The sequence below is a fragment of the uncultured Paracoccus sp. genome (assembly GCF_947487305.1).
GTDB lineage: Bacteria > Pseudomonadota > Alphaproteobacteria > Rhodobacterales > Rhodobacteraceae > Paracoccus.
This window is the reverse complement of sequence record NZ_CANKWH010000005.1, coordinates 241,894-262,864: the sequence shown is the minus strand read 5'-3', so window position 1 is coordinate 262,864 and position 20,971 is coordinate 241,894. Positions and strand designations below refer to the sequence as shown.

At 67.3% G+C, this 20,971-nt stretch carries 22 protein-coding genes and 1 tRNA gene; 11 read left to right on the top strand and 12 right to left on the bottom strand.

Annotated elements, in window-relative coordinates; translation table 11 throughout:
- Window positions 1–446: 446 nt before the first annotated feature.
- The 3 genes from Q1A36_RS08870 to leuB form a co-directional block, all read right to left on the bottom strand.
- Window positions 447–523 (bottom strand) — tRNA-Pro (locus Q1A36_RS08870).
- A gap of 96 nt (window positions 524–619) precedes the next feature.
- Window positions 620–1,609, bottom strand: a complete 990-nt coding sequence (locus Q1A36_RS08865; RefSeq protein WP_299842252.1) for a DMT family transporter — start codon at window positions 1,607–1,609, stop codon at window positions 620–622.
- Between the two features lie 28 nt (window positions 1,610–1,637).
- The gene (gene leuB / locus Q1A36_RS08860; RefSeq protein WP_299842249.1) at window positions 1,638–2,765 is read right to left on the bottom strand and encodes a 3-isopropylmalate dehydrogenase; all 1,128 of its coding nucleotides are present in this window, start codon (window positions 2,763–2,765) and stop codon (window positions 1,638–1,640) included.
- 140 nt (window positions 2,766–2,905) lie between these two features.
- Between leuB and Q1A36_RS08855 the strand changes: the two genes are divergently transcribed.
- Entirely contained in the window at window positions 2,906–3,355 is a 450-nt protein-coding gene (locus tag Q1A36_RS08855; protein WP_299842246.1) for a hypothetical protein, read from the top strand.
- Between the two features lie 76 nt (window positions 3,356–3,431).
- On the opposite strand, the gene Q1A36_RS08850 is transcribed toward Q1A36_RS08855, so the two are convergent.
- The 4 genes from Q1A36_RS08850 to Q1A36_RS08835 all read right to left on the bottom strand — a co-directional run bounded on the left by Q1A36_RS08850 (window position 3,432) and on the right by Q1A36_RS08835 (window position 7,829).
- Window positions 3,432–4,367: a hypothetical protein gene (locus Q1A36_RS08850; protein WP_299842243.1), complete on the bottom strand. Its 936-nt coding sequence runs from the start codon at window positions 4,365–4,367 to the stop codon at window positions 3,432–3,434.
- Window positions 4,368–4,466: 99 nt separating this feature from the next.
- Window positions 4,467–6,098: a DUF4139 domain-containing protein gene (locus Q1A36_RS08845; protein WP_299842240.1), complete on the bottom strand. Its 1,632-nt coding sequence runs from the start codon at window positions 6,096–6,098 to the stop codon at window positions 4,467–4,469.
- 99 nt (window positions 6,099–6,197) lie between these two features.
- Entirely contained in the window at window positions 6,198–6,797 is a 600-nt protein-coding gene (locus Q1A36_RS08840) for a DedA family protein (protein ID WP_299842292.1), read from the bottom strand.
- 9 nt (window positions 6,798–6,806) lie between these two features.
- The gene (locus Q1A36_RS08835) at window positions 6,807–7,829 is read right to left on the bottom strand and encodes an aspartate-semialdehyde dehydrogenase (protein WP_101753196.1); all 1,023 of its coding nucleotides are present in this window, start codon (window positions 7,827–7,829) and stop codon (window positions 6,807–6,809) included.
- A 180-nt stretch (window positions 7,830–8,009) separates the two neighbouring features.
- On the opposite strand from Q1A36_RS08835, the gene Q1A36_RS08830 reads away from it, so the two are divergent.
- The gene (locus Q1A36_RS08830; RefSeq protein WP_299842234.1) at window positions 8,010–8,456 is read left to right on the top strand and encodes a RidA family protein; all 447 of its coding nucleotides are present in this window, start codon (window positions 8,010–8,012) and stop codon (window positions 8,454–8,456) included.
- Between the two features lie 282 nt (window positions 8,457–8,738).
- Here the strand turns inward: Q1A36_RS08830 and Q1A36_RS08825 are convergent, their stop codons facing one another.
- The 4 genes from Q1A36_RS08825 to Q1A36_RS08810 form a co-directional block, all read right to left on the bottom strand.
- Window positions 8,739–9,356 carry a glycosyltransferase family 29 protein gene (locus Q1A36_RS08825; RefSeq protein WP_299842231.1) on the bottom strand — a complete coding sequence of 206 codons (618 nt, stop codon included), beginning with the start codon at window positions 9,354–9,356 and terminating at the stop codon, window positions 8,739–8,741.
- Complete coding sequence (locus Q1A36_RS08820; protein WP_299842228.1) at window positions 9,353–10,396, bottom strand: glycosyltransferase family 4 protein; 1,044 nt, start codon at window positions 10,394–10,396, stop codon at window positions 9,353–9,355. The genes Q1A36_RS08825 and Q1A36_RS08820 overlap by 4 nt, the downstream gene beginning before the upstream one ends.
- Window positions 10,389–11,579: an MFS transporter gene (locus Q1A36_RS08815; protein WP_299842225.1), complete on the bottom strand. Its 1,191-nt coding sequence runs from the start codon at window positions 11,577–11,579 to the stop codon at window positions 10,389–10,391. Before Q1A36_RS08815 ends, Q1A36_RS08820 begins: the two co-directional genes overlap by 8 nt.
- 70 nt (window positions 11,580–11,649) lie before the next feature.
- A complete protein-coding gene (locus tag Q1A36_RS08810) occupies window positions 11,650–12,297 on the bottom strand; it encodes a carbonic anhydrase (protein ID WP_299842221.1) in 648 nt (215 codons plus the stop codon).
- A 150-nt stretch (window positions 12,298–12,447) separates the two neighbouring features.
- Here Q1A36_RS08810 and Q1A36_RS08805 point away from each other — a divergent pair, with 150 nt between their 5' ends.
- From Q1A36_RS08805 to Q1A36_RS08790, 4 genes are all read left to right on the top strand, one after another.
- Window positions 12,448–12,822, top strand: coding sequence for a hypothetical protein (locus Q1A36_RS08805; RefSeq protein ID WP_299842218.1), 375 nt, complete (start codon window positions 12,448–12,450; stop codon window positions 12,820–12,822).
- 260 nt (window positions 12,823–13,082) lie between these two features.
- Window positions 13,083–13,739, top strand: coding sequence for a LysE family translocator (locus tag Q1A36_RS08800; RefSeq protein ID WP_299842215.1), 657 nt, complete (start codon window positions 13,083–13,085; stop codon window positions 13,737–13,739).
- Between the two features lie 80 nt (window positions 13,740–13,819).
- The gene (locus Q1A36_RS08795) at window positions 13,820–15,193 is read left to right on the top strand and encodes a M17 family metallopeptidase (protein ID WP_299842212.1); all 1,374 of its coding nucleotides are present in this window, start codon (window positions 13,820–13,822) and stop codon (window positions 15,191–15,193) included.
- 11 nt (window positions 15,194–15,204) lie between these two features.
- Complete coding sequence (locus tag Q1A36_RS08790) at window positions 15,205–16,032, top strand: C40 family peptidase (RefSeq protein ID WP_299842289.1); 828 nt, start codon at window positions 15,205–15,207, stop codon at window positions 16,030–16,032.
- A 9-nt stretch (window positions 16,033–16,041) separates the two neighbouring features.
- Here Q1A36_RS08790 and truB read toward each other — a convergent pair whose 3' ends face one another.
- The gene (gene truB / locus Q1A36_RS08785; RefSeq protein WP_299842209.1) at window positions 16,042–16,938 is read right to left on the bottom strand and encodes a tRNA pseudouridine(55) synthase TruB; all 897 of its coding nucleotides are present in this window, start codon (window positions 16,936–16,938) and stop codon (window positions 16,042–16,044) included.
- Window positions 16,939–17,101: 163 nt separating this feature from the next.
- On the opposite strand from truB, the gene Q1A36_RS08780 reads away from it, so the two are divergent.
- The 5 genes from Q1A36_RS08780 to Q1A36_RS08760 all read left to right on the top strand — a co-directional run bounded on the left by Q1A36_RS08780 (window position 17,102) and on the right by Q1A36_RS08760 (window position 20,967).
- Window positions 17,102–17,884 (top strand): DUF2268 domain-containing putative Zn-dependent protease, encoded by a 783-nt coding sequence (locus Q1A36_RS08780; RefSeq protein ID WP_299842206.1) that lies wholly within the window; start codon window positions 17,102–17,104, stop codon window positions 17,882–17,884.
- Window positions 17,885–17,989: 105 nt separating this feature from the next.
- On the top strand, window positions 17,990–18,679 hold the full coding sequence (gene rpe, locus Q1A36_RS08775) for a ribulose-phosphate 3-epimerase (protein ID WP_299842204.1): 690 nt from the start codon (window positions 17,990–17,992) through the stop codon (window positions 18,677–18,679).
- On the top strand, window positions 18,679–18,936 hold the full coding sequence (locus Q1A36_RS08770) for a hypothetical protein (RefSeq protein ID WP_299842203.1): 258 nt from the start codon (window positions 18,679–18,681) through the stop codon (window positions 18,934–18,936). Before rpe ends, Q1A36_RS08770 begins: the two co-directional genes overlap by 1 nt.
- Window positions 18,937–18,999: 63 nt before the next feature.
- Complete coding sequence (locus tag Q1A36_RS08765) at window positions 19,000–19,779, top strand: SDR family oxidoreductase (RefSeq protein ID WP_299842201.1); 780 nt, start codon at window positions 19,000–19,002, stop codon at window positions 19,777–19,779.
- Window positions 19,780–19,887: 108 nt separating this feature from the next.
- A complete protein-coding gene (locus Q1A36_RS08760; protein WP_299842198.1) occupies window positions 19,888–20,967 on the top strand; it encodes an ABC transporter ATP-binding protein in 1,080 nt (359 codons plus the stop codon).
- Window positions 20,968–20,971 lie beyond the last annotated feature (4 nt).

Below are 20,971 nucleotides of genomic sequence, written 5' to 3'. Positions count from 1 at the left end.
CATCCTGATCAAGCAGGCCCGCGCCGAACATCACGGTGACAATCAGCGCCAGCTACACCACGCTATGGGACAGCATCCGTTTCATCGGACATACCGGCTGTCCAGTGAGCAGCCGGGCTTTGGCCCGATCGCCTCGTAGACCCCACTGTTGCTCGCAAATTGACGCGGCGCTCGCGGAAAAGCCGAACGCCGCGTCACGAAGTTCTGCCTGATAGGCGGGGGTGAAGCGTCTCAGTGCCATAAGGCTCATCTTTTGCGTGCGATACTCGCTGGCAAACCCGGCGCGGTTCAGACCAGCGCAAAAGAAGTGCCAAAGGCCCAACTGACCGGAGAAAATTTGTGTGTCCATTGAGATGTCGGACGACGCCAACGGCCCAATAGCACCCCTTCAGGGGAAGCATAGTGACAATCGAGGAAGATTATCATGGCAATTCACACCGGGAATCTGGTCGGAGCGAGAGGATTCGAACCTCCGACCCCCTGCTCCCGAAGCAGGTGCGCTACCAGGCTGCGCTACGCTCCGACCGTGGAGGGGCAGGTAGCGCGGGGCAGTCGGGAATGCAAGGGCAAACTGGCAGAATTTGCCGCTGGCGGCGCGGGGGCAAGCGGGGTGCGGGCGCTACTTCTCGTCCGCAGACTCGCCCGCGGCGGCGCGTCCGGGCCAGAGGCGTTGCAGCAGGATCGATTTCGGCTGGGTGACAGTCTCGGGGCGCATCCGGGCGGCGATCACCGGCTGGTTGCTCGAGGTGCCGCTGCTGCCCTCGCGCCAGACGATATAGACGCCCGAGGCGATGATGATGACCGTGCCGATCAGCGTGCCGGCGTCCAGCCCCTCGTCGAAGATGAACCAGCCGAAGATCGTGGCCCAGATGATCTGCGAATATTGCATCGGGGCGACCACGGCGGCCTCGCCCCGGCGATAGGAGACGATGACCAGGAAGCCACCGATCAGGCCGAGGACCGAGATCATCCCGGCGAGCGTCAGGTCTCCCAGTGGCATCGGCTCGTAGGCCAGCGTCAGCATCACCCCGGTCAGTACGAAATTCCCCAGCATCGGCCAGAGGATCAGCACCACCGCGCGCTCGGACGAGCCAAGCTTGCGCACGATCACGGCGGCCAGCGCGCTGGCCGAGGCGCCGGCCAGCGCCGCCAGGTGCCCGGCGGCAAGATCGGCCTGCCCGGGGCGCAGCACGATCATCACCCCGGTCAGGCCGACGATCACCGCCGCCCATCGGTGGATGCCGACCTTCTCGCCGAGGATCGGGATCGACAGCACCGTGACCATCAGCGGCGTGGCGAAGAGGATGGCATAGACCTGCGCCATGGGCAGCTGCGAGAAGGCGAAGAAGCCGCAGAGACCGGCGATGACCACGCAGATCGAGCGCACGGCGACCCAACCGGGCTGGACGGGCCGCAGCGGCTTTTCGCTGCGGTCGCTCAGCAGGATCACCGCAACCAGCGGGAAGGCCAGCAATTGCGAGAAGAACAGGATCTGGTGCGAGGGGTATTGCCCGCCCAGTGCCTTGATGATCGCGTCATGCGTGGCATAGACCGCCATCGCGCCAAGCGCGATCAGCGCGGCCTGCGCATTGTTGCTGCCCCCCGCCATCCCGGCCTCCGCGTTGTCCGTGGTGGGATCAGCGCCCGGCCGACAGTGCCGCCAGAACGGCGTCGCCCATGCCGGCGGTCGAGAACGGCACGCCACCCTCGGGGCCCATCAGGTCCGCCGTGCGCACACCGTCGGCCAGCACCTTCTCCACCGCCCGCTCCAGCTCGGCCGCCGCCTCGCCCTCGTCGAAGGAATAGCGCAGCGCCATGGCGAAGCTGAGGATGCAGGCGATCGGGTTGGCCTTGCCCTGCCCGGCAATATCGGGGGCCGAACCGTGGACCGGCTCGTACATGGCCTTGGGCCGGCCATTCTCCATCGGCGCGCCAAGCGAGGCCGAGGGCAGCATGCCGAGGCTGCCGGTCAGCATGGCGGCAGCGTCCGACAGCAGGTCGCCGAACAGGTTGTCGGTCACGATCACGTCGAATTGCTTGGGGTTGCGCACCAGCTGCATCGCGCCATTGTCGGCATACATATGGGTCAGCTCGACATCGGGATATTCGTTGTCATGGACCCACTGGACTTCCTCGCGCCAGAGGATGCCCGATTCCATCACGTTGGCCTTCTCCATCGAGCAGACCTTGTTGCCCCGCTTGCGCGCCAGTTCGAAGGCCGAGCGCGCCGCGCGCCGGATCTCGCCGCTGGTATAGCGTTGGGTGTTGATGCCGACGCGGCCACCCTCGTTCTCGGGATTGTTGCCATCGGCATGGATGCCGCGCGGCTCGCCGAAATAGACGCCCGAGGTCAGTTCGCGCACGATCAGGATGTCGAGCCCGGCGACCACCTCGCGCTTCAGGGACGAGAAATCGGCCAGTGCATCAAAGCATTGCGCCGGGCGCAGGTTGGCATAGAGGTCCATTTCCTTGCGCAGGCGCAGCAGGCCGCGCTCGGGCTTCACGCTGAAATCGAGCACGTCGTATTTCGGGCCGCCGACCGCGCCCAGCAGCACGGCATCGACCTCTTGCGCGCGGGCCATGGTCGCATCGGTCAGCGGCGTGCCATGGGCGTCATAGGCGGCGCCGCCGACCAGATCGGTGCTGATGTCAAAGCTCATGCCGCGATGGGTCTGGAACCAGTCGATGACCCGCGTCACCTGCTCCATCACCTCGGGGCCGATGCCATCGCCGGGCAGGATCAGAAGGGAATAGCTGTCGGACATCGCGGCCTCCTCGCATTTTCGCTGTCGTCGATCCCCTATGCCCGGCTTGCCTCGCGGTCAAGTTCACGCCGAATTTCATTGCAGTTTGCCGCCCGATCGGGCGGGATGCCTGGCGAACAGACGAGGAAATCGAGGCGGATATGAAACTTTCGGACGCGATCATGGCGCTGGTCGTGCTGGCCGGTTTGTCAGTGGTCGGGGCGCAGGCGGTAAGGGCCGAGGATCGGCTTTCGGTGCCGCTGCCCGATATTTCGGCGCTGAGCGAATCCGAGGCCGAGGCACTGACGCGCGAACTGGCCGAGGTGAATGTCATCACCTCGAACTGCCCGGATTACGAGGTCAGCGACGGCGCCTGGACGCTGATGACCGGGACCAGCGACCTTCTGGCGGCCAAGCTGGGCATGGACCCCGGCGATTACGACCGTGCCTATTACGGGCCGGCCTTTGCGCTTCTGGATGACCCGTCCTCCTGCGGCCGCATCGGCCCCAAGGCAGAACCGCTGATCGACCGGCTGGTCAGCATGGGCGGCGCGACGGAACCCGCGACGGCCGATACCGCAGCAGCGGCGGCGGAACCGGCGGGGAATTGACGGATTTTTCTTCGACCAACGTGAAACGGGCCGTGACATCTGTCGCGGCCCGTTCGGTTTCTGCCTGTACCTGCCTTTACAGGATGAAGTCGCTTCCCGCATAGTTCTGCGCCGAAACACCCGCGCCATCCGCGATCACGACCGCGAAATCAATACTGCCGTCATTGTCCGTATGGGCATAAAGCACGGTGCTTCCGTTGACATTCGCCAGATAGGCGGTGCCTGCGGCCTTGCTGGTCGACCATTGGAAGGCCTGATTGCCGCCCAGATACTCGTTGGCATCGATACCGCTGAGATCGAGCACGTCCCCACCCGACACCCCGGCACCCTGGAAGGCAGGTGCGCCGTCACCTGCGGCGATCACGTCGACGCCGCCGGCATCCGAGTCCGTCGCAAAGTCGAAGTCGAAGACGTCGGCCCCTGCCCCACCGATCAGCCGGTCGCCGCCATCGCCGCCGATCAGCCTGTCATTGCCGGATTCGCCGCGCAGCAGGTCGTTGCCGGCATCGCCGATCAAGCGGTCCTGATCATTTCCGCCCATGAGCGTGTCATTGCCCGTGCCGCCATACAACATGTCGTTGCCGCCATTCCCGCGCAGCAGGTCATTGCCGGCCATGCCGTTGACCGCATCCGCGTAGCCGGTGCCGCCGACATTGTCATTGGCATTGGTTGCGAAGCCCGGTGTCAGGATCAGCTTATAGCTGCCGGTGGCGTTATTGCCCTGCTCACCCACGATCAGATTGTAGGTTGCGGTCCGGTCCGCCGTGAAGGTGATACGAGCATCACGATTCACGCCATTGACGATATCATCATTGAAGCCCAACACCCGGCCCGAGGCGTCGGTAAGGGTCAGGTTCGGGTCGGCAAGACTGCCGCCAGAACTATAGGACCCGCTGACCCGGGCCGAATAGGTCAACCCGTCGATCAGAGCGGTCGCGAATGAATCCCGGTCGCCCGCGTAGTCAATGGTCCGCGCGATCGAGTAGCCTGTATTCAGACGATATTCTGCCATGTCTGCTCTCCCACCCCGAAAGGTGCCAGTTGTTCCTGTTGCCCGCCACTCAGGACGGTTGCAGCAGAACGCGCGGCCCGTGCGCCTGTTTCATCACAACTATCGGAGCAGCTCGTTACCTTCCGGCCAGCTGAGTTCCGTGGTCAGGGCGATCTCGCGCAGCTCGCCCGCCGCGATGGGGCTTTCCCAATAGACCACGCCGCGCCGGCCATCTGGATCGGTCTCGGACGGCTCGGGATCGGCGGACCACTCGATCTGCAATTCCTCCTGCCGCGAGACCGGCACCCGGTCGACGACACGCAGCGGCCAGTCCTCGCCGGTCAGGTTCTCGACGATCAGCGTGGCGCTTTCGGTCAGCGTGGACGAGCGGCGGATGATGCCGCTGTCGCCCTCGGTTTCCTCGGGCAGCCGGATCTCGGCCCTCAGCCCGTCGATCGGGCCGAACCCAAAGCGCAGCTTGTCGCCATCGGCCACCAGCTCGATGCCCGAGCGACCGACCAGCGCGCCATCGGCGTAAAGCGTGACCGGGCCGGGCAGGATCGGTTCGCCGGTCGAGTTCACCGTCTCGGCCATCAGGAAGGCGCTGGTGTCGAAACGCGGCGCGGCCTCGGCGAAGATCTCGGGGGTCAGCGGCTTTTCGTCCAGCGTCAGGCGCAGGGAATCGGCGCCATTGCGGATGGTGACGGGCGCGGCATAGTCATAGATGACCGTGACACCCAGCCGCGACATTTCCCCGGCCGAGACGGGCATGGCCTCGACCACTGGGGCGGCATAGGCGCTTTCCATCGCCATATCGGCCTGCGGACTGGCCGCGCGGGCGAATTCCTCCTCGGGCTTGCCGACGCGCGGCATCCACGGCTGCACCTCGGTCGGGGTGGATTGCGATTGCGGCCGGGCGGTCGACAGGGTCAGCGTCACATCGCGCCAGTCCTGCCCGCTGGATTGCCAGACGCTGACACCGCGCTGCATGGTCAGGGTGTCGGCGGCGCGGTCCAGCCGCAGATCGTAATCGGGCTGCCATCCGGCCTGATCGGTGAAGCCGGTGATTGTGATCTCGGCGGGGCTATCGCTGGCCGCCTGCACCGTCAGCACCAGCGCCTCGGCCTCCGAGCCTTCCTCGCGCAGCGCGTCGAGTTCCGCCCGGGCGCGGTCGATGGCCTCGGTCAGCGGCGGGCGGTCGGGTTCGTTCATGGCGATCTGATACTCCTGCTCGTCGGCCTGGGTCAGCAGATCCTCGATCAGCGCCCCCATCTGCTCGACCGTGCCGGCAATCTCGCCGGTGGGCAGGCGGCTGTCGCCCTGCAACAGGTCGCGGGTGATCTGGGCGCGCTGGCGCAGCGCCTCGGCCCGGGTCGCCAGTGCCGTCTGGCTGCGGTCAAAGGCGCGCAGCGCATCCTCGGCCCGGCGCAGGGCGGCCTTGGCCTCGGTAATCGCGGGCGAATCCGGCGCATGATCCGGCAGGGCGCGCGAGGATTGCAACTCGACCGAGCCGAGCGTGACGCCCTTGGCCTCGATCCGAAGGCTCGCGGGATCGGTGCCGGGCGGCATGTCGGGGATGACCAGCTGATGCTGGCCTGGGGTTGCGTTAAAGCTGGCGCTGCGGCTGACGCTGGCGCCCTGCGGGTACAGCACCACCCGGCTGACAGGGGTGGGCAGGTCGATCCGCTCGGCCCAGGCCATCGGGGCAGGCAGCAGGCAGGACAGCGTGAGCACAAGGGAGAGGGGTCGCATGGGGGCTCCGATACCGGTTACGCGCCCGAGTGTCGTCGAGCGGCCCTGATCAGGCAAGCAGCGCGCAGGGTGGCGCATGGTCCGTCGCGCGAACGTGTCCTAGCGTGAGGGATCGAAGGTCACGACGCGCCAGACATAGACGGCGACAAGGCCGATGACGATGGCGGTGGAAACCGGGTTCAACAGGTGCTCGACCTGTTCATATCCGCCCTCCAGCAAATAGCCGGCCAGCGTCAGCGCGGCGGTCCAGATCAGGCTGCCGATGCCCGAATAGATCAAGAACGGCAGGCTCGGCATCCGCGAAAGCCCGGCGGGGACCGAGATCAGCGTGCGCACCGTGGGGATGAAGCGGCCAAAGAACACCGCCCGTCGCCCGTGCCGGTCGAACCAGCCCTGCGCCCGGCGCAGGTCCCGCGGGCTGAGCGTCAGCCAGCGGCCATGCTTGCGGACGAAGAGGCGCAGCTTGGCCGGGCCGATCCAGCGCCCGATCAGGAACCAGAACCATGCCCCCGCCAGGCTGCCCGCCGTGCCGGCCAGGATGGTCAGCCACAGCGACGACACGCCCCGCGCGGCATTGAACCCCGCCAGCGGCATGATCAGTTCCGACGGGATCGGCGGAAAGACGTTTTCCAGAAACATGAGGGCGGCGATGGCCCATGGCCCGCCGCCCTCGATCATGCTGGTGATCCAGTCGAACACCTCGACCAATCAGCCTTTTTTCAGCACGCGATTGCCCAGAAGCTCGGCAATCTGCACCGCGTTCAGGGCCGCGCCCTTGCGCAGGTTGTCGCTGACGCACCACAAGTTCAGCCCGTTCTCGACGGTCGAGTCCTGGCGGATGCGGCTGATATAGGTGGCGTATTCACCGACCGATTCAATCGGGGTGATGTAGCCGCCGGGCTCGCGCTTGTCGACGACGAGGATACCGGGCGATTCGCGCAGGATGTCGCGGGCTTCGTCCTCGTCGAGGAAATCCTCGAACTCGATGTTGATCGCTTCAGAATGGCCGACAAAGACCGGCACGCGCACGCAGGTCGCGGTGACCTTGATCTTGGGATCGACGATCTTCTTGGTCTCGGCGACCATCTTCCATTCTTCCTTGGTCGTGCCATCTTCCATGAAGACGTCGATATGGGGAATGACGTTGAAGGCGATCTGCTTGCTGAACTTGCTGGGCGCGACCTCCTGACCGGGGACATACATGCCCTTGGTCTGGTTCCACAGCTCGTCCATGCCATCCTTGCCGGCGCCGCTAACCGATTGATAGGTCGAGACAACCACGCGCTTGATCCGGGCGCGGTCATGCAGCGGCTTCAGCGCCACGACCATCTGCGCGGTCGAGCAGTTGGGGTTGGCGATGATGTTCTTGTTCTTGTAGTCCAGCACCGCGTCCGGATTCACTTCCGGCACGACCAGCGGGATCTGCGGGTCATAGCGATAGAGCGAGCTGTTATCGATAACCACGCAGCCCTGCGAGGCGGCGATGGGGGCGTATTTCTTGGTCGCGTCCGAGCCGATCGCAAACAGCGCGATATCCCAACCGGTGAAGTCGAAGCCCTCGATATCCTGGCATTTCAAAGTCTTGTCGCCAAAGCTGACCTCGGTGCCAATCGAGCGCCGGCTGGCCAGCGCGGCGATCTCGTCCACCGGGAACTCGCGCTCGGCGAGGATGTTCAGCATTTCGCGACCCACATTGCCCGTGGCGCCCGCGACGACGACTTTGTAGCCCATCCTTGGGATTCCTTATACTGCGGTGCAGCGCCCTTAGCGCAAACGGGGCCCGGATGGAAGGGCTGCAGCGGCATCCGGCCGACAGGGCGAATGGCGGTTGACCCCCGTCGGCGCGCGTCTCAATCTTTGGTTGAGCACGGGTCATTTCGTCCCGCGCCCATCGAACACGGAGACCAGATCATGCGAAACCTTCTCTTCTCCGGCGCGCTGGCCGCGCTTCTGCTGCCCGCCGCCGCGCTGGCCGCACCCGAATTCCTGAACTCGGGCGACCCGGCCGGCATGCCCTTCTCGGAGGCGGTGCGCTCGGGCAACACTGTCTACCTGTCGGGCCAGCTGGGCATCGCGCCGGGCGCCTCGGCGGTTGTCGAGGGCGGCATCGAGGCGGAATCGACTCAGGTGATGGAGAACATCAAGCGCACGCTCGAGGCGCATGGTCTGGCGATGACCGACCTGGTGAAATGCACCGTCATGCTGGCCGATATGGCCGAGTGGGGCGCCTTTAACGAGGTCTACAAGAGCTATTTCGAAGAGGGGAAATTCCCCGCCCGCTCGGCATTCGGCGCGGCAGGGCTGGCCTTGGGTGGGAAGGTCGAGGTGGAGTGCATCGCCGAGGCCCCGGCAAGCTGATCGTCGACGGCTGAACCAAGGACCCGGCCCGGGGACAAGCGCGCAGCGCGCCCGGGCCAGCGCCGGCTCTCTGTTGGATAGAAAGGCTGAACCAAAACCCCTGCCCGGTGCGCGGGTCGCAGACCCGCAGGGCAAGCGCCTGTCCGTCCCGACGGGCAGGCGCTTTGGTGACGCCGGCGCGACGGTCGAAGGCGGGAGGGGCGTGGCACCATAAAGTGACCCGGCCAACCGCGGCAGCGCCAGCCCACGGACAGGCGCTTGCCCTGCTGACCGGAGCTTTGCTTACCGCACCAGCTTCAGCCTCGGGTCAGCCTCGGCCAGTGCCGCCACCCAATCCGCCTCGGACGTAAAGTCATGCGGCACCTGATCGGCGGTGCGGCGGCCCGACAGGCTCTGGCTGGCGAAGAAGTCGAAGCCGTAGAGCGTCAGGCTGGCGAGATCCGAGCGCAGCAACAGATCGATCATCATCGCCCCGGTGGTCGGCGGCGCGCCGAGCTTGTCCTTCAGCGACAGGTAATCCGTCAGCGGATGCAGGTAGAAGCCGGGGCTGCTTGCGGTCTGCCAGTCCAGCCGCTTGCGCTTGTGCGACATCCATAGGATGCGGCGCGGGGCGATGCGGGCGCGATCCGCCTGCCCCAGCCGTGTCGCCAGCGCCAGCCAATCCGTGCGGCTCCCATGGCTTTTGGCCGAGGGCATGGGCGCAAGATTGATGCGGATGACCAGATCGGCAGCGTCGATTGCCGCGCCATGTTCCGTTTCGACCAGCGCACGCGCATTGCCGATCAGCGCGACATGCTTGCCCCTGAGGGCCGCCAGCAGGTCAGGCTGCGGCACCGAGAGCGAGGCCAGCATCGGCTCGTTCCGCAGGATGCGGGCGATCAGGAAGCGCAGCGGCGTCACGGCGCGCGGTCCAGCAGCTCGCGATAGATCGCGACCAGCGCGCGGGCCTCGGTCTCGATGCTGAAATTCGTCTCGACATGGCGGCGGGCGGCCTGACCGGCAGCCTCGCGCGCGGCGTCATCATCGAGCCAGTGCCGAAGCGCGTCGGTCAGCGCGTCCTGATCGCCGGTCGTCACCAGACTGCCGGTCTCGCCATCGCGGATCAGCGCCTCGTAGGCTCCGGCATGCGACCCGATGGCCGGCACGCCGCAGGCCATGGCCTCGAGCGGGGTCAGGCCAAAGCCCTCCCACCGCGCCGGGGCGGCGAAAAGGTCCAGCGCCTGGTAATGGCGCACCACCTGATCCCAGGGCAGTTCGCCCAGGAAACGGATGCGGTCCTGCAATCCGGCGGCAGCGATCTCGGCTTTCAGCCCATCGGCAAAGCCGCGATGTTCCGCCGTCACCCGGCCGGTGAAGATGATCTGGGCACGCGGTCGGTCCGGCAGCAGCCGCAGCCCGGCGCGGACCAGGAGGTCCACCCCCTTCTGTTCGCGCACGCGGCCAAAGCAGCCGAGGAGGACGGCATCGGGGTCCAGCCCCAACTCGCGGCGCAGCGCGGCACGGTCGGGGGCGGGTTGGAACACCTCGGTATCGACGCCATGCATGACCACCGTGGCCGGGCGGTCCAGATAGCTGGCGGCCTGCGGCGAGGTCGCCACCAGCGCCTCCTGCTGGCGGATCAGCCATTTGGTGAAGCCGGTATGGTGGCGCTGCGCCGCCGAAGTGAACATCAGCCGGTATTTGCGGAAGAGCAGCCGGCGCAGGATCAGGCCAAGCGCCATCTCGGTATTGCGGCGCGCATGCCAGACCCGCCAGCGGTCGCGGGGCAGGGTCGCGGCGCGGATCAGCGGGAGATGCGGCACCTCGGGCGGCAGGCCCGGCCCGGTGGCGCGAATGGCGATCATCCGCGCCTGCACCGGGATCAGCCGCACCACCGTCGCGGTCACACCCGACAGGCGGCGCTTGAGGTTCGGGGCGACGACGACGGGGGATTCATTCATCCGGGGCCTCGGGGGTCAGGAAGTAGAACAGGAAACCCACGGTCAGCGGGATCAGGAAGAACAGGAACACGGTCGAGAAGGTCCGCTGGGGCGAACCGCCGGCCGCCGCCCATTCATAGACCGGGCGCGAGGCGAATTGCATCGCCCCCACCCCGGCGATCGAGACCATGTTGAGGAAGGTGACACCCCGCCCGATCAGATGGGTGGGCAGGAAGGGCCGGGCATGGGCCATCTGCACCGCATAGCTGGTGCCCGCGAGACCGATCAGCGCCAGCATCAGGATGGCAAGGCCCAGCCCGGCATCGGGCCGGATCGCCAGCACCGCCAACACGGCGATGGTGCCGCCGGTGGCAATGAGCAGCATCCGCCGCGCCCCGCCGATGAGCCGCATGGCGGGACCAAGAAGGAAATTGCCGATGACCATGGCGAGGCCCATTGCCAGCGTCGCCCGGCCGATCAGCTGGGCATCGGCGCCATAGACCTCGGCCAGGTAGGGCGCGGCCCAGAGGCCCCGGATGCAGGCCGAGACCGCATAGCTGATCGCCAGAAGCGGCAGCATCAGCCAGAGCGCGCGCAGCCGCAGCAGTTCCGCCAGCGAGCCGCGCGGCTGATCCTCGCCCAGCCTTGCCGGGTCGCGCACGAAGATCCAGACGGCTGCCGCCACCAGCAGCGTCACCGCCGCCAGCCACCACAGCGCCGGGCGCCAGCCGATGGCCGCGATCAGCGAGACCAGCGGCGCGGCGCCGAGGATATTCCCAAGCGAGCCTGCGCCGACCATCATCCCCGAGACCGAGGCAAAGGCGGCGGGCGGGTATTCGCGGGCGAAGATGTAGTAAGGCCCCATCAGCGCCGGCGAGCAGCCGATGCCCAAGAGCGTCATCGCCACATGCAGGTGCCAGGGCGCGGTGGCCAGCGCAAAGACCGCCGCACCCCCGGCCCCGCCAAGCCCCAGCAGCAGGGCCACCGTGCGACGCGGGCCAAAGCGGTCCAGCGCCCAGCCCACCGGGATCTGCATGACGGCAAAGCCGATGAACCACAGGCCCGAGGACAGCGCCAGGTCGCCGGGGCTTGCCCCCAGCTCCTGCCCGAGAACCGGGCTCAGCACCGCCAGAAAGGCGCGGTAAAACTGGCTGAGCATATAGCCCAGCACGAGACTGATGATGGAGGCCGAAATGACCGGCATAGGCCCTCGCTTTGCTGCCGGGCAGGCTGCGCCAAGCCCTGCGGATGTGCAAGGCCGGCGCTACTCGGTGTCAGATCTCGATGAATTGCCCGCGCGGGCCCTCGGCCTGGACCAGCGATCCGTCCGAGATGTTGTGCACCAGTCCGTGCAGCGTCATCTCGCCGCTTTCCACGGCGGCCTGCACGAAGGGGAAGGTCATCAGGTTGTCGAGCGAGGTCAGCACCGCCTCGCGTTCCAGCGCGCCGATCTGCTGATCCTCGGGCAGATCCTTCACCCGCTCGTAGCCGGGGCGCAGGATGTCCATCCAGCGGCCGACGAAGCTGGACTTCTCTTCCAGCTCCGGCGCATGGCCCGAGCACATGGCATGGCAGCCGGCGACGCCGCCGCATTTGGTGTGGCCCATGACGATCAGATGCGCGACCTTCAGTGCCTGCACCGCGTATTCCACCGCCGCCGAGGTGCCGTGCTGTTCGCCGTCGGGCGCATAGGCGGGAACCAGGTTGGCGATGTTGCGATGGATGAAGAACTCGCCCGAATCGGCGCCGAAGATGCTGGTCACATGCACCCGCGAATCGCAGCACGAGATGACCATGGCGCGCGGACGCTGGCCGTCCTCGGCCAGACGGCGATACCAGGCCTTGTTCTCGGAATAGGATGTGGCTTTCCAGCCGTGATACCGCTGGACCAGATATTGCGGCAGGGGGCGTGCGTTCGTCATGGGCGCCTCGGTCTGACTTCGTGTGCTGCGCAGAGATAGGCGGCATTCGCCGAAAATTCGAGAGGTTTCTTCGCGTCGCGCTAACCCATTCTTCAACGGAACTTGGCAATCTGGCGAAAGTCGCGGGGGCGTGTCGAGTTGGAGGTGGTGATGGCGCAGGTTACTGCATTGGCCGTGGACGAGGCCATTCGGGTCGATGCAAGGCGCGTCGGCGATATCGTGAATGAGTTGGGCGAAAGCGCGGCGCAGAATGTCATCGTCATGGCGCTGGAGCAGCTGGCGGTGCTGCTGATGCAGGTCGAGGCCGCGCTGGCGGTGGGTGATCTGGCCGAGGCCATCGCCATGTCGGAACGGCTGTCACGGCTGGCCTGGCAGATCGGGCTACCCTCGCTGGCCGGGGTCGCCATCGACGTTGCCACCTGCGCGGAACGGCGCGACATGTCGTCGCTGGCCTCGGTCCGGGCACGGTTGACGCGGGTCGGCAACCGCTCGCTGACCGAAATCTGGGATTGCAGCCGGGGCTAGGGTGATGGTGCCGGGTCTCCGGTCAAGCCTCTGCCTGGCGTTTGCCTGCATCGGCATCCTCCTCGAGGTCGCAGGGCTTCGGCTCATCGGACCCTGCTGGCTCGCGACGCTGTTCCTGATCAGCGGTTGGGGAAGATGACGAGGCCGGCGGGGTCGAGGGCTGCCGCCCTCGCAGGGAATGAAGTCGAGCGGAGCCTGCAGGGGGCCGGGCGCGCAAGGCGCGACACCTTGGCGATGGACGTCGCAATGCAGATCGGCGCATGGTCCCGGCGACCGATCGTGGTGATGTGATGCCTCTGGAAACCCTGCTCCTCTTCGTGCCCGCCTGTTTCGCGCTGAACCTGGCCTTTGGCCCGAACAACCTGCTCTCGATAACCATCGGAGCGCGGCATGGCCTGCGGTCTGCTCTGCTTGCCGCTGCTGGCCGTCTCGTCGCCTTTGCGATGATGATTGCCATAGCCGCCTTCGGCATGGGCGCGCTGCTCACCGCTTCCGAACTCGCCTTCACATTGGTGAAGGTGCTGGGCGCTGCCTATCTGGTCTGGCTTGGCGTCAGGATCCTGCGCGCGAAGGTGGAATTGCCCGTGGACCACCCCGAGAACGTCGGGCACAGCCTGCGCGGCTTCATCCGGCAGGAGTTTCTGGTCGCCATCGGCAACCCGAAAGCCATCCTGATCTTCACCGCCTTCTTCCCGCAATTTGTCGCGTCCGGGAATTACTGGGGCAGCTTCCTGATCCTCGGGGCGATCTTCCTGACGCTGGAGCTGGTTGCCATCGCGCTCTATGCCTATGCCGGAACCCGGCTTTCGGGGGTGATGCGCAACGCCCGCGGCCTTCGCTGGATCAATCGCATCAGCGGCAGCACCATGATCGCCTTCGGCGCGCTTCTGGCGGTGGCCCGGCGTCCTGCGGCCTGACAGCGATCCCCCTCCGCTTCGCCTTGCGAGGCGCGGTGAGGGGTGTAGTGTGGCGGGCAAAGCCTGAGACCGGGAAAACCATGTCACCAGAATTCGCCCCCGCCGCCGAGACCAGCCTGCCGCTCTGGCTGATCGCCAAGGACCAGCCGCTGCCCGACGGAGCCGGCAATTGGGCCAAGGCTATCGGCTTTACCGGCAAGGCGGGCGAGATCTGCCTTTTGCCCGATGGCGAGGGCAATCTGCGCGGGGCGCTGTTCGGGCTGGGCACCGAGGCCGGGGCGCGGCGGGATCGCTTTCTCTTGGCGCGCGCGGCCAGCGGATTGCCGGCGGGCGACTGGCATCTGGCGAATGACCTGCCCGGCTGGATCAATGCCGACGAGGCCGCCTTGGGCTGGCTGCTCGCCGCCTATCGCTTCGACCGTTACAAGGCCGGTTCCGGCGCCAAGGCCCGGCTGGTCGCGCCCTCGGGTGTCGATGCGGCGCGGCTGCAGGCCATCGCAGCGGGCGAGTTCCTGACTCGCGACCTCATCAACACTCCGGCCAATGACATGGGTCCGGCCGCGCTGGAACAGGCGGCGCGGGATCTGGCCGGCGAGATCGGGGCCACGATCTCCGTCACCACCGGCGAGGCGCTGCTGGCGCAGAATTTCCCGCTGATCCACACGGTCGGCCGGGCGGCGGCGGACGCGCCCCGGCTGATCGACATGACCATTGGCGACACCGGCCCGACACTGGTTCTGGTCGGCAAGGGCGTCTGTTTCGACACCGGCGGGCTGAACCTCAAGCCCGGCGCTTCGATGGCGCTGATGAAGAAGGACATGGGCGGCGCGGCGACGGTGCTGGGGCTGGCGAAGATGCTGGCCCTGACCGGCGCGACCAGGAACCTGCGTCTGCGCGTGCTGATCCCGGCGGTGGAAAACTCGGTCGCGGGCAATGCCTTCCGCCCCGGTGACGTGCTGGCCAGCCGCAAGGGGCTGACGGTCGAGAACAACAATACCGATGCCGAGGGCCGGCTGGTCCTGGCCGATGCGCTGGCGTTGGCGGCCGAGACGAAGCCCGACCTGCTGGTCAGCTTTGCCACGCTGACCGGGGCGGCGCGGGTGGCGCTGGGGCCGGATGTTCCGCCCTTCTACTGCGACGACGACGCCACCGCTTCGGCGCTGCAATCCGCCGCGATGGCGGTCGCCGATCCCCTGTGGCGGATGCCTTTCTGGACCCCCTACGAGCCGCTGATCGAGCCCGAGATCGCCGATCTCGACAATGCGCCGGGGGGCGGCATGGCCGGTTCGATCACCGCCGCCCTGTTCCTGCGCCGCTTTGCCGAAGGGGCCGGGCGCTACCTGCATCTGGATATCTATGGCTGGTCGCCCAAGGCCCAGCCCGGCCGCACCAAGGGCGGCACCGGGCAGGGCGCGCGGGCGCTGTTGGCGGCTTTGCCCGAGGTGCTGTCGTGACCTCGCCCCGGCTGGATCCCCGGACCACGCCCGCGACCGAGCGGGTGGCGCAGTCGAGCCTCAGGGGCGTGCTGGATCGTCCCGCATATACCGATGGCACGGTGATGCGCGTGGCGGTGCCCTTGGCCGAGCTCTGCCGCACGCCCGGCGGGGCGCGCGACCGGCAGCTGAATTTCGGCAGCGACGTCCTGGTCATCGACGAGGGTGGCGAGCATGGCTGGGTCTTCGTCCAGCGGCTGCAGGACGGCTATTGCGGCTGGACCACCGAGGCGGCGCTGACCGACCGCCGCCCGCCTTTGACCCATCGGGTCAGTGCCCCGGCCACGCATCTTTACCCGGCGCCCGACATGAAGACGCATCAGATCTTTGTCCTCTCGATTGGCGCAAGGCTGTCGGTCGAGGGGATCGAGGGCAAGTTCGCCCGGCTGGCGACGGGCGGCTATGTCCCCGTCCAGCACATCATCGACCATGACGAGGCGGACCCGGTCGCCGTGGCGCTGCGGCTGGTCGGCACGCCGTATCTGTGGGGTGGCAACAGCGACTGGGGCATCGATTGCTCGGGTCTGGTGCAGGCGGCGCTCTGGTCCTGCGGGATCGACTGCCCGGGCGATACCGACCTGCAACAGGCGGCGGGCGTGGCGGTCGAGGGCGAGCCGCAGCCGGGCGACCTGATGTTCTGGCCGCGCCATGTGGCCATGGCGATCGGCGACGGGCGCATGGTCCATGCCAATGCCCATGCCATGGCGGTCTCGATCGAGGAGATTGCGGCGGCGCAGGCGCGGATCGCGGCGGCGAAGGAAGGCCCCTATCTGGGGGCCCGCCGTTTCACGGCAGGCTGAACGCCCGGCTCAGAGGTTGAACACCCGGTCCGGGTGAACCAGCCCGCCCATGTAGCGGCCGATGCAGATCGGCCCGGTCGCCGGATCGCTGACCCAGACGGTTTCGCCGAATTCCGCCGTGCCGGTCACTTGGCCGGGATTGCCGTTGCGGATGCGCACCGCGCCCTCGGGTGTGGCGCGCAATGCCGGCATGTCCTCCAGCGCCACCTCCAGCGGCAGAAGCTGGCTTTCCAGCCAGTCCTGCGCCTCGCGGTCGATGCGGTCCAGCGTGACGCCCTGTTCGGCGTCGAACGGCCCCGACCAGATGCGGCGCAGATGCGCGACATGGCCGAGGCAGCCAAGCGCGCGACCCAGATCGCGGGCGATCGAGCGGACATAGCCGCCCTTGCCGCAGACCATCATCAGCCGGGCGGTGTCGGGGGTGGTTTCGGTCAGGCTCAGTTCCTCGACCCAGAGCGGTCGCGCGGCCAGTTCCACCGCCTCGCCCTCGCGCGCGAGGTCATAGGCGCGCTCGCCCTCGACCTTCACCGCCGAAAAGGCCGGGGGGACCTGCAGGATATCGCCGGTGAAGCCGGGCAGGGCGGCGCGGATCGCCTCGGCATCCGGGCGGGCGTCGCTGCTGCGGACCACCTCGCCGGAGGCATCGTCGGTCGTGGTTTCGTCACCCCAGTTGACGGTGAAGTCATAGGCTTTCAGCGCATCGGTGATGTAGGGGACGGTCTTCGTCGCCTCGCCCAAGGCCACGGCCAGCACGCCGGTCGCATCGGGGTCAAGCGTGCCGGCATGGCCGGCCTTTTTCGCGTCCAGCGCCCACCGGACCTTGCCCACGACGGCGGTCGAGGTCACGCCCGCCGGCTTGTCCACCACCAGCCAGCCGGAAATCTCGCGGCCCTTCTTGCGTGCCATGCTTGCCTCTCTCGCGTTGAAGGCCGGGGGCATAGCCCTGCGCAGGCAGCGCGTCAATCGGCGGCGCCAGCCGGGTCCGCCCGCGACAGCCGCAAGCGCCCTCCCGCCGAACCAAGGGCCAAGCCTCTGGCAGCCCGTCCCCGAACCTGCGAAGATGCGCAGCATGACGATCTGGACCATCCACTTCCTGAACACGCGCCACGCGCTGACCCCGATCATGCCCGAGATCCGGGCGGCCGCCCGCGAGGCCATCGCGCTGACCGAGGGCCATGCCGACCTGCCGCGCTTTGACCTGGTCATTCGCGGCCAGGCGGGCGGCGGCATCCCCGATTGGGGCGTCGGCGGCCATGCCCCGGCCCCCGGTCTCATCGAGGTGACGCTGAACCCCGCCCGCTTCGATCCGGCGCTGCTGATGCGCACGCTGGTTCACGAGTTGCACCACCTGATCCGTTGGGATGGGCCGGGCTATGGCAAATCCTTGGGCGAGGCGCTGGTCAGCGAGGGGCTGGCGGGGCATTTCGTGCTGCAGGTTCTGGGCGGGCGACCCGATCCCTGGGACGCGACCACGCCCTCTGCCGGTCTGGCCAAGCGGGCGCTGACCGAATGGTCGCGGCTGCAGTACGATCACGCCGAATGGTTCTTCGGTAAGGGCAAGATCCGCAAATGGACCGGCTATGGCCTCGGGCATCGGCTGCTGGCCGAGCATCTGGCACAGAACCCGGATCAGGACGCGGTCACGCTGGCGATGACCCGCGCCGACAGTTTCCGCGAGGCGATGCGGCGGCTGGCCAAGGCCGATGGCGCCGAGATCGAGGAGATCGAGCAGATCGTCGAGGCGCCGATGGCCGCAGCCTCCGAGGAAACGGATGGCGCGGCGGCAGTGACCGACAGCAGCGAAAGCCCGGCCGAGGACAATGCCGGGCGTGATCTTCCCGCCTCGGTCTGACCCACCGTTCTGCGGCTGAACCGAGCCATGCGCCGGCCTGCCGCAGTTGACGGCAGGACCCCGGCGCGCTTAAGGCAGATGCGCACCCAGCCCGGAAGGTAAGCCATGACGTTCGACCGCAAGATCAAGATCGCCCCGTCGATCCTCTCTGCCGATTTCGCCAATTTCGGTGCCGAGATTCGCGCCGTCGAGGACCAGGGCGCGGACTGGGTTCATGTCGACGTGATGGACGGCCATTTCGTCCCCAACCTGACCTTCGGCCCGCCCGCCGTGAAAGCCTTCCGCCCGCATGTGAAGACCTTCATGGACGTGCATCTGATGATCGCCCCGGTCGATCCCTATATCGAGGCCTATGCCGAGGCCGGCGCAGACATGATCACCGCCCATGTCGAGGCCGGTCCGCATATCCACCGCACGCTGCAGGCGATCCGGGCGACCGGCAAGAAGGCCGGCGTGGCGCTGAACCCCGGCACCCCGGTCGAGGCGGTCGAATATATCCTCGACCTCGCCGACATGGTGCTGGTCATGTCGGTGAACCCCGGCTTTGGCGGGCAGAAATTCATCCATAGCCAAGTCGACAAGATCGCCCGCCTGCGCGGCATGATCGGCGACCGCCCGATTCATATTCAGGTCGATGGCGGCGTTGACACCAAGACCGCCGCACTGGTGGCCAAGGCCGGCGCCGACGTGCTGGTCGCCGGCTCGGCCGTGTTCAAGGGCGGCTCGGTCCACGAGCCGCAGATCTACGGCGCCAACATGCGCGCCATCCGCGAGGCGGCTGACGCGGCGCGGTAATGGTCGTCTTGAACTTTGCCCTTCTGGGGCTCGGCATAGCCTTGATCTATCTGTGGATCTTGCGCCGACGGCCGGGCGGGTCTTCCGGCGAGAGCACAGGCCCCGTCGGAGATACCGCCGATGGTGCGGAGAATCGTCTGTTCATCTGGGGAGCTGACATGTCGAACGGCGACTCGTCCACCGAATCCGGTGGCAGCAGCAGCGGTGACAGCAGTGGCGGCGGTGACGGCGGAGGCGGAGGGGGCGGCAGCGACTGACGCGGCCATTTGACATCCCCGCCCGCTCGGGGTTCCCTGCGGCAGAACCGACGGAGGGAATTCATGGATCTGGGGATCAAGGGCAAGCGCGGCCTCGTCTGCGCCGCATCGAAGGGTTTGGGCCGGGGCTGCGCCGAGGCGCTGGCCGAGGCCGGGGTGGATCTGGTGATCAACAGCCGCACCGAGGCCGACATCACCCGGACCGCGGGCGAGATCGCCGAGAAATACGGGGTATCGGTCACGCCGGTTGCCGCCGACATCACCACCGACGAAGGCCGGGCCCGGGTGCTCGAGGCGGTCGGGCAGGCGGATATCCTTGTGAACAACGCGGGCGGCCCGCCGCCGGGCAACTGGACCGACTGGAACCGCGACGATTTCATCAAGGCCATCGACGGCAACATGCTCAGCGCCATCGCGCTGATGCAGGCGCTGGTGCCGGGGATGATGGATCGCGGCTGGGGTCGGGTGGTGAACATCACCTCGCAATCGGTGCGCTCGCCCATTGCCGTGCTGGGCCTGTCGAACACCGCCCGCGCCGGGCTGACCGGCTTTGTCGCCGGCATGTCGCGGCAGGTGGCGGGCAGCGGCGTGGTGGTGAACAACCTTTTGCCCGGCATCCACGCGACCGACCGCGCCACTGGCCTCGACGGCGGGGCGGCCAAGGCGGCGGGGATCAGCGTCGAGGAGGCCCGCAAGCGCCGCGAGGCCAGCATCCCCGCCGGCACCTATGGCACGGCCGAGGATTTCGGCGCCACCTGCGCCTTCCTTTGCAGCCAGCAGGCGCGTTTCATCATCGGGCAGAACATCCTTCTGGACGGGGGCGCGCTGAACGTCACGATCTGAGGGGCCGGGCTGATGCGGGACCGCGCCCATCCGACAATCGAGAGGTTGCGGGCGGGCGGCGGCGCTGTTAGGCCCGCAGAAATCCGACCGAAAACATAAGAAACGCCCGTGCCGACGCCACCCCGTCTCGAGGTCCAGAACCTGACCCGCCGCTTTGCTGGCCGCGCGGTGGTGGATGACGTCAGCTTCGCGGTGCCGGCCGGGCAGGTGGCCTGCCTCTTGGGTCCCTCGGGCTGCGGCAAGTCGACCACGCTTCGGATCGTCGCCGGCGTCGATACGCAGAATGCGGGACGCATCACCGTGGATGGCCGCACGGTCAGCGATGACGGGCTGCGTATCCCGCCGGAACAGCGCGCCATCGGGCTGATGTTTCAGGATTTCGCCCTTTTCCCGCATCTCTCGGTGGCCGAGAACGTCGCCTTCGGCCTCAAGGGCGGGGCCGGGGCCAACCGGCCGCGCGTCGCCGAGCTGCTCGACCGGGTGCAGATGGGCAGCCATATCGACAGCTATCCGCACGAGCTGTCGGGCGGCGAAAGCCAGCGGGTGGCGCTGGTCCGGGCCTTGGCGCCGCGCCCCCGCGTGCTCATGATGGACGAACCCTTCTCGGGCCTCGACGAACGCCTGCGCGACGGCATCCGCGACGAGACGCTGGCGCTTCTGAAAGACGAAGGCACCGCCGTCCTTCTGGTCACGCATGAGCCGCATGAGGCGATGCGCATGGCCGACCAGATCCTGTTGATGCGCGACGGCCGCATCGTCCAGCAGGGCGCGCCCTATAACCTCTACAACGCGCCGGCGGATCGCAAGGTGGCGGGGTTCTTCAGCGACCTCAACGTGCTGTCGGGCCGGGTCAAAGGCGCGCTGACCCATACCCCCTTCGGCGAATTCCTGACGCCGGGTGTGCCCGACGGCTCCGAGGTCGAGATCGTCATCCGGCCGCAGCATCTGAAGATCGATTTCGACCGCAACGGGCAGGGGCCGTCACCGACGCCGGAAAACGGAACCGCCGCCCATGCCCGCGTCACCCGCGCGCGCTACCTGGGCCGGGAATCGCTGGTGGAATTCGTCACCGACGAGGATGCCATCGCACTGACCGCGACCGTGCCCGGCGTCTTCCTGCCGCCGCCCGGCACGCCGATGTGGCTGATGCTGCGCCGCGACCGGGTCTTTGTCTTTCCCAAGCTCTGATCCG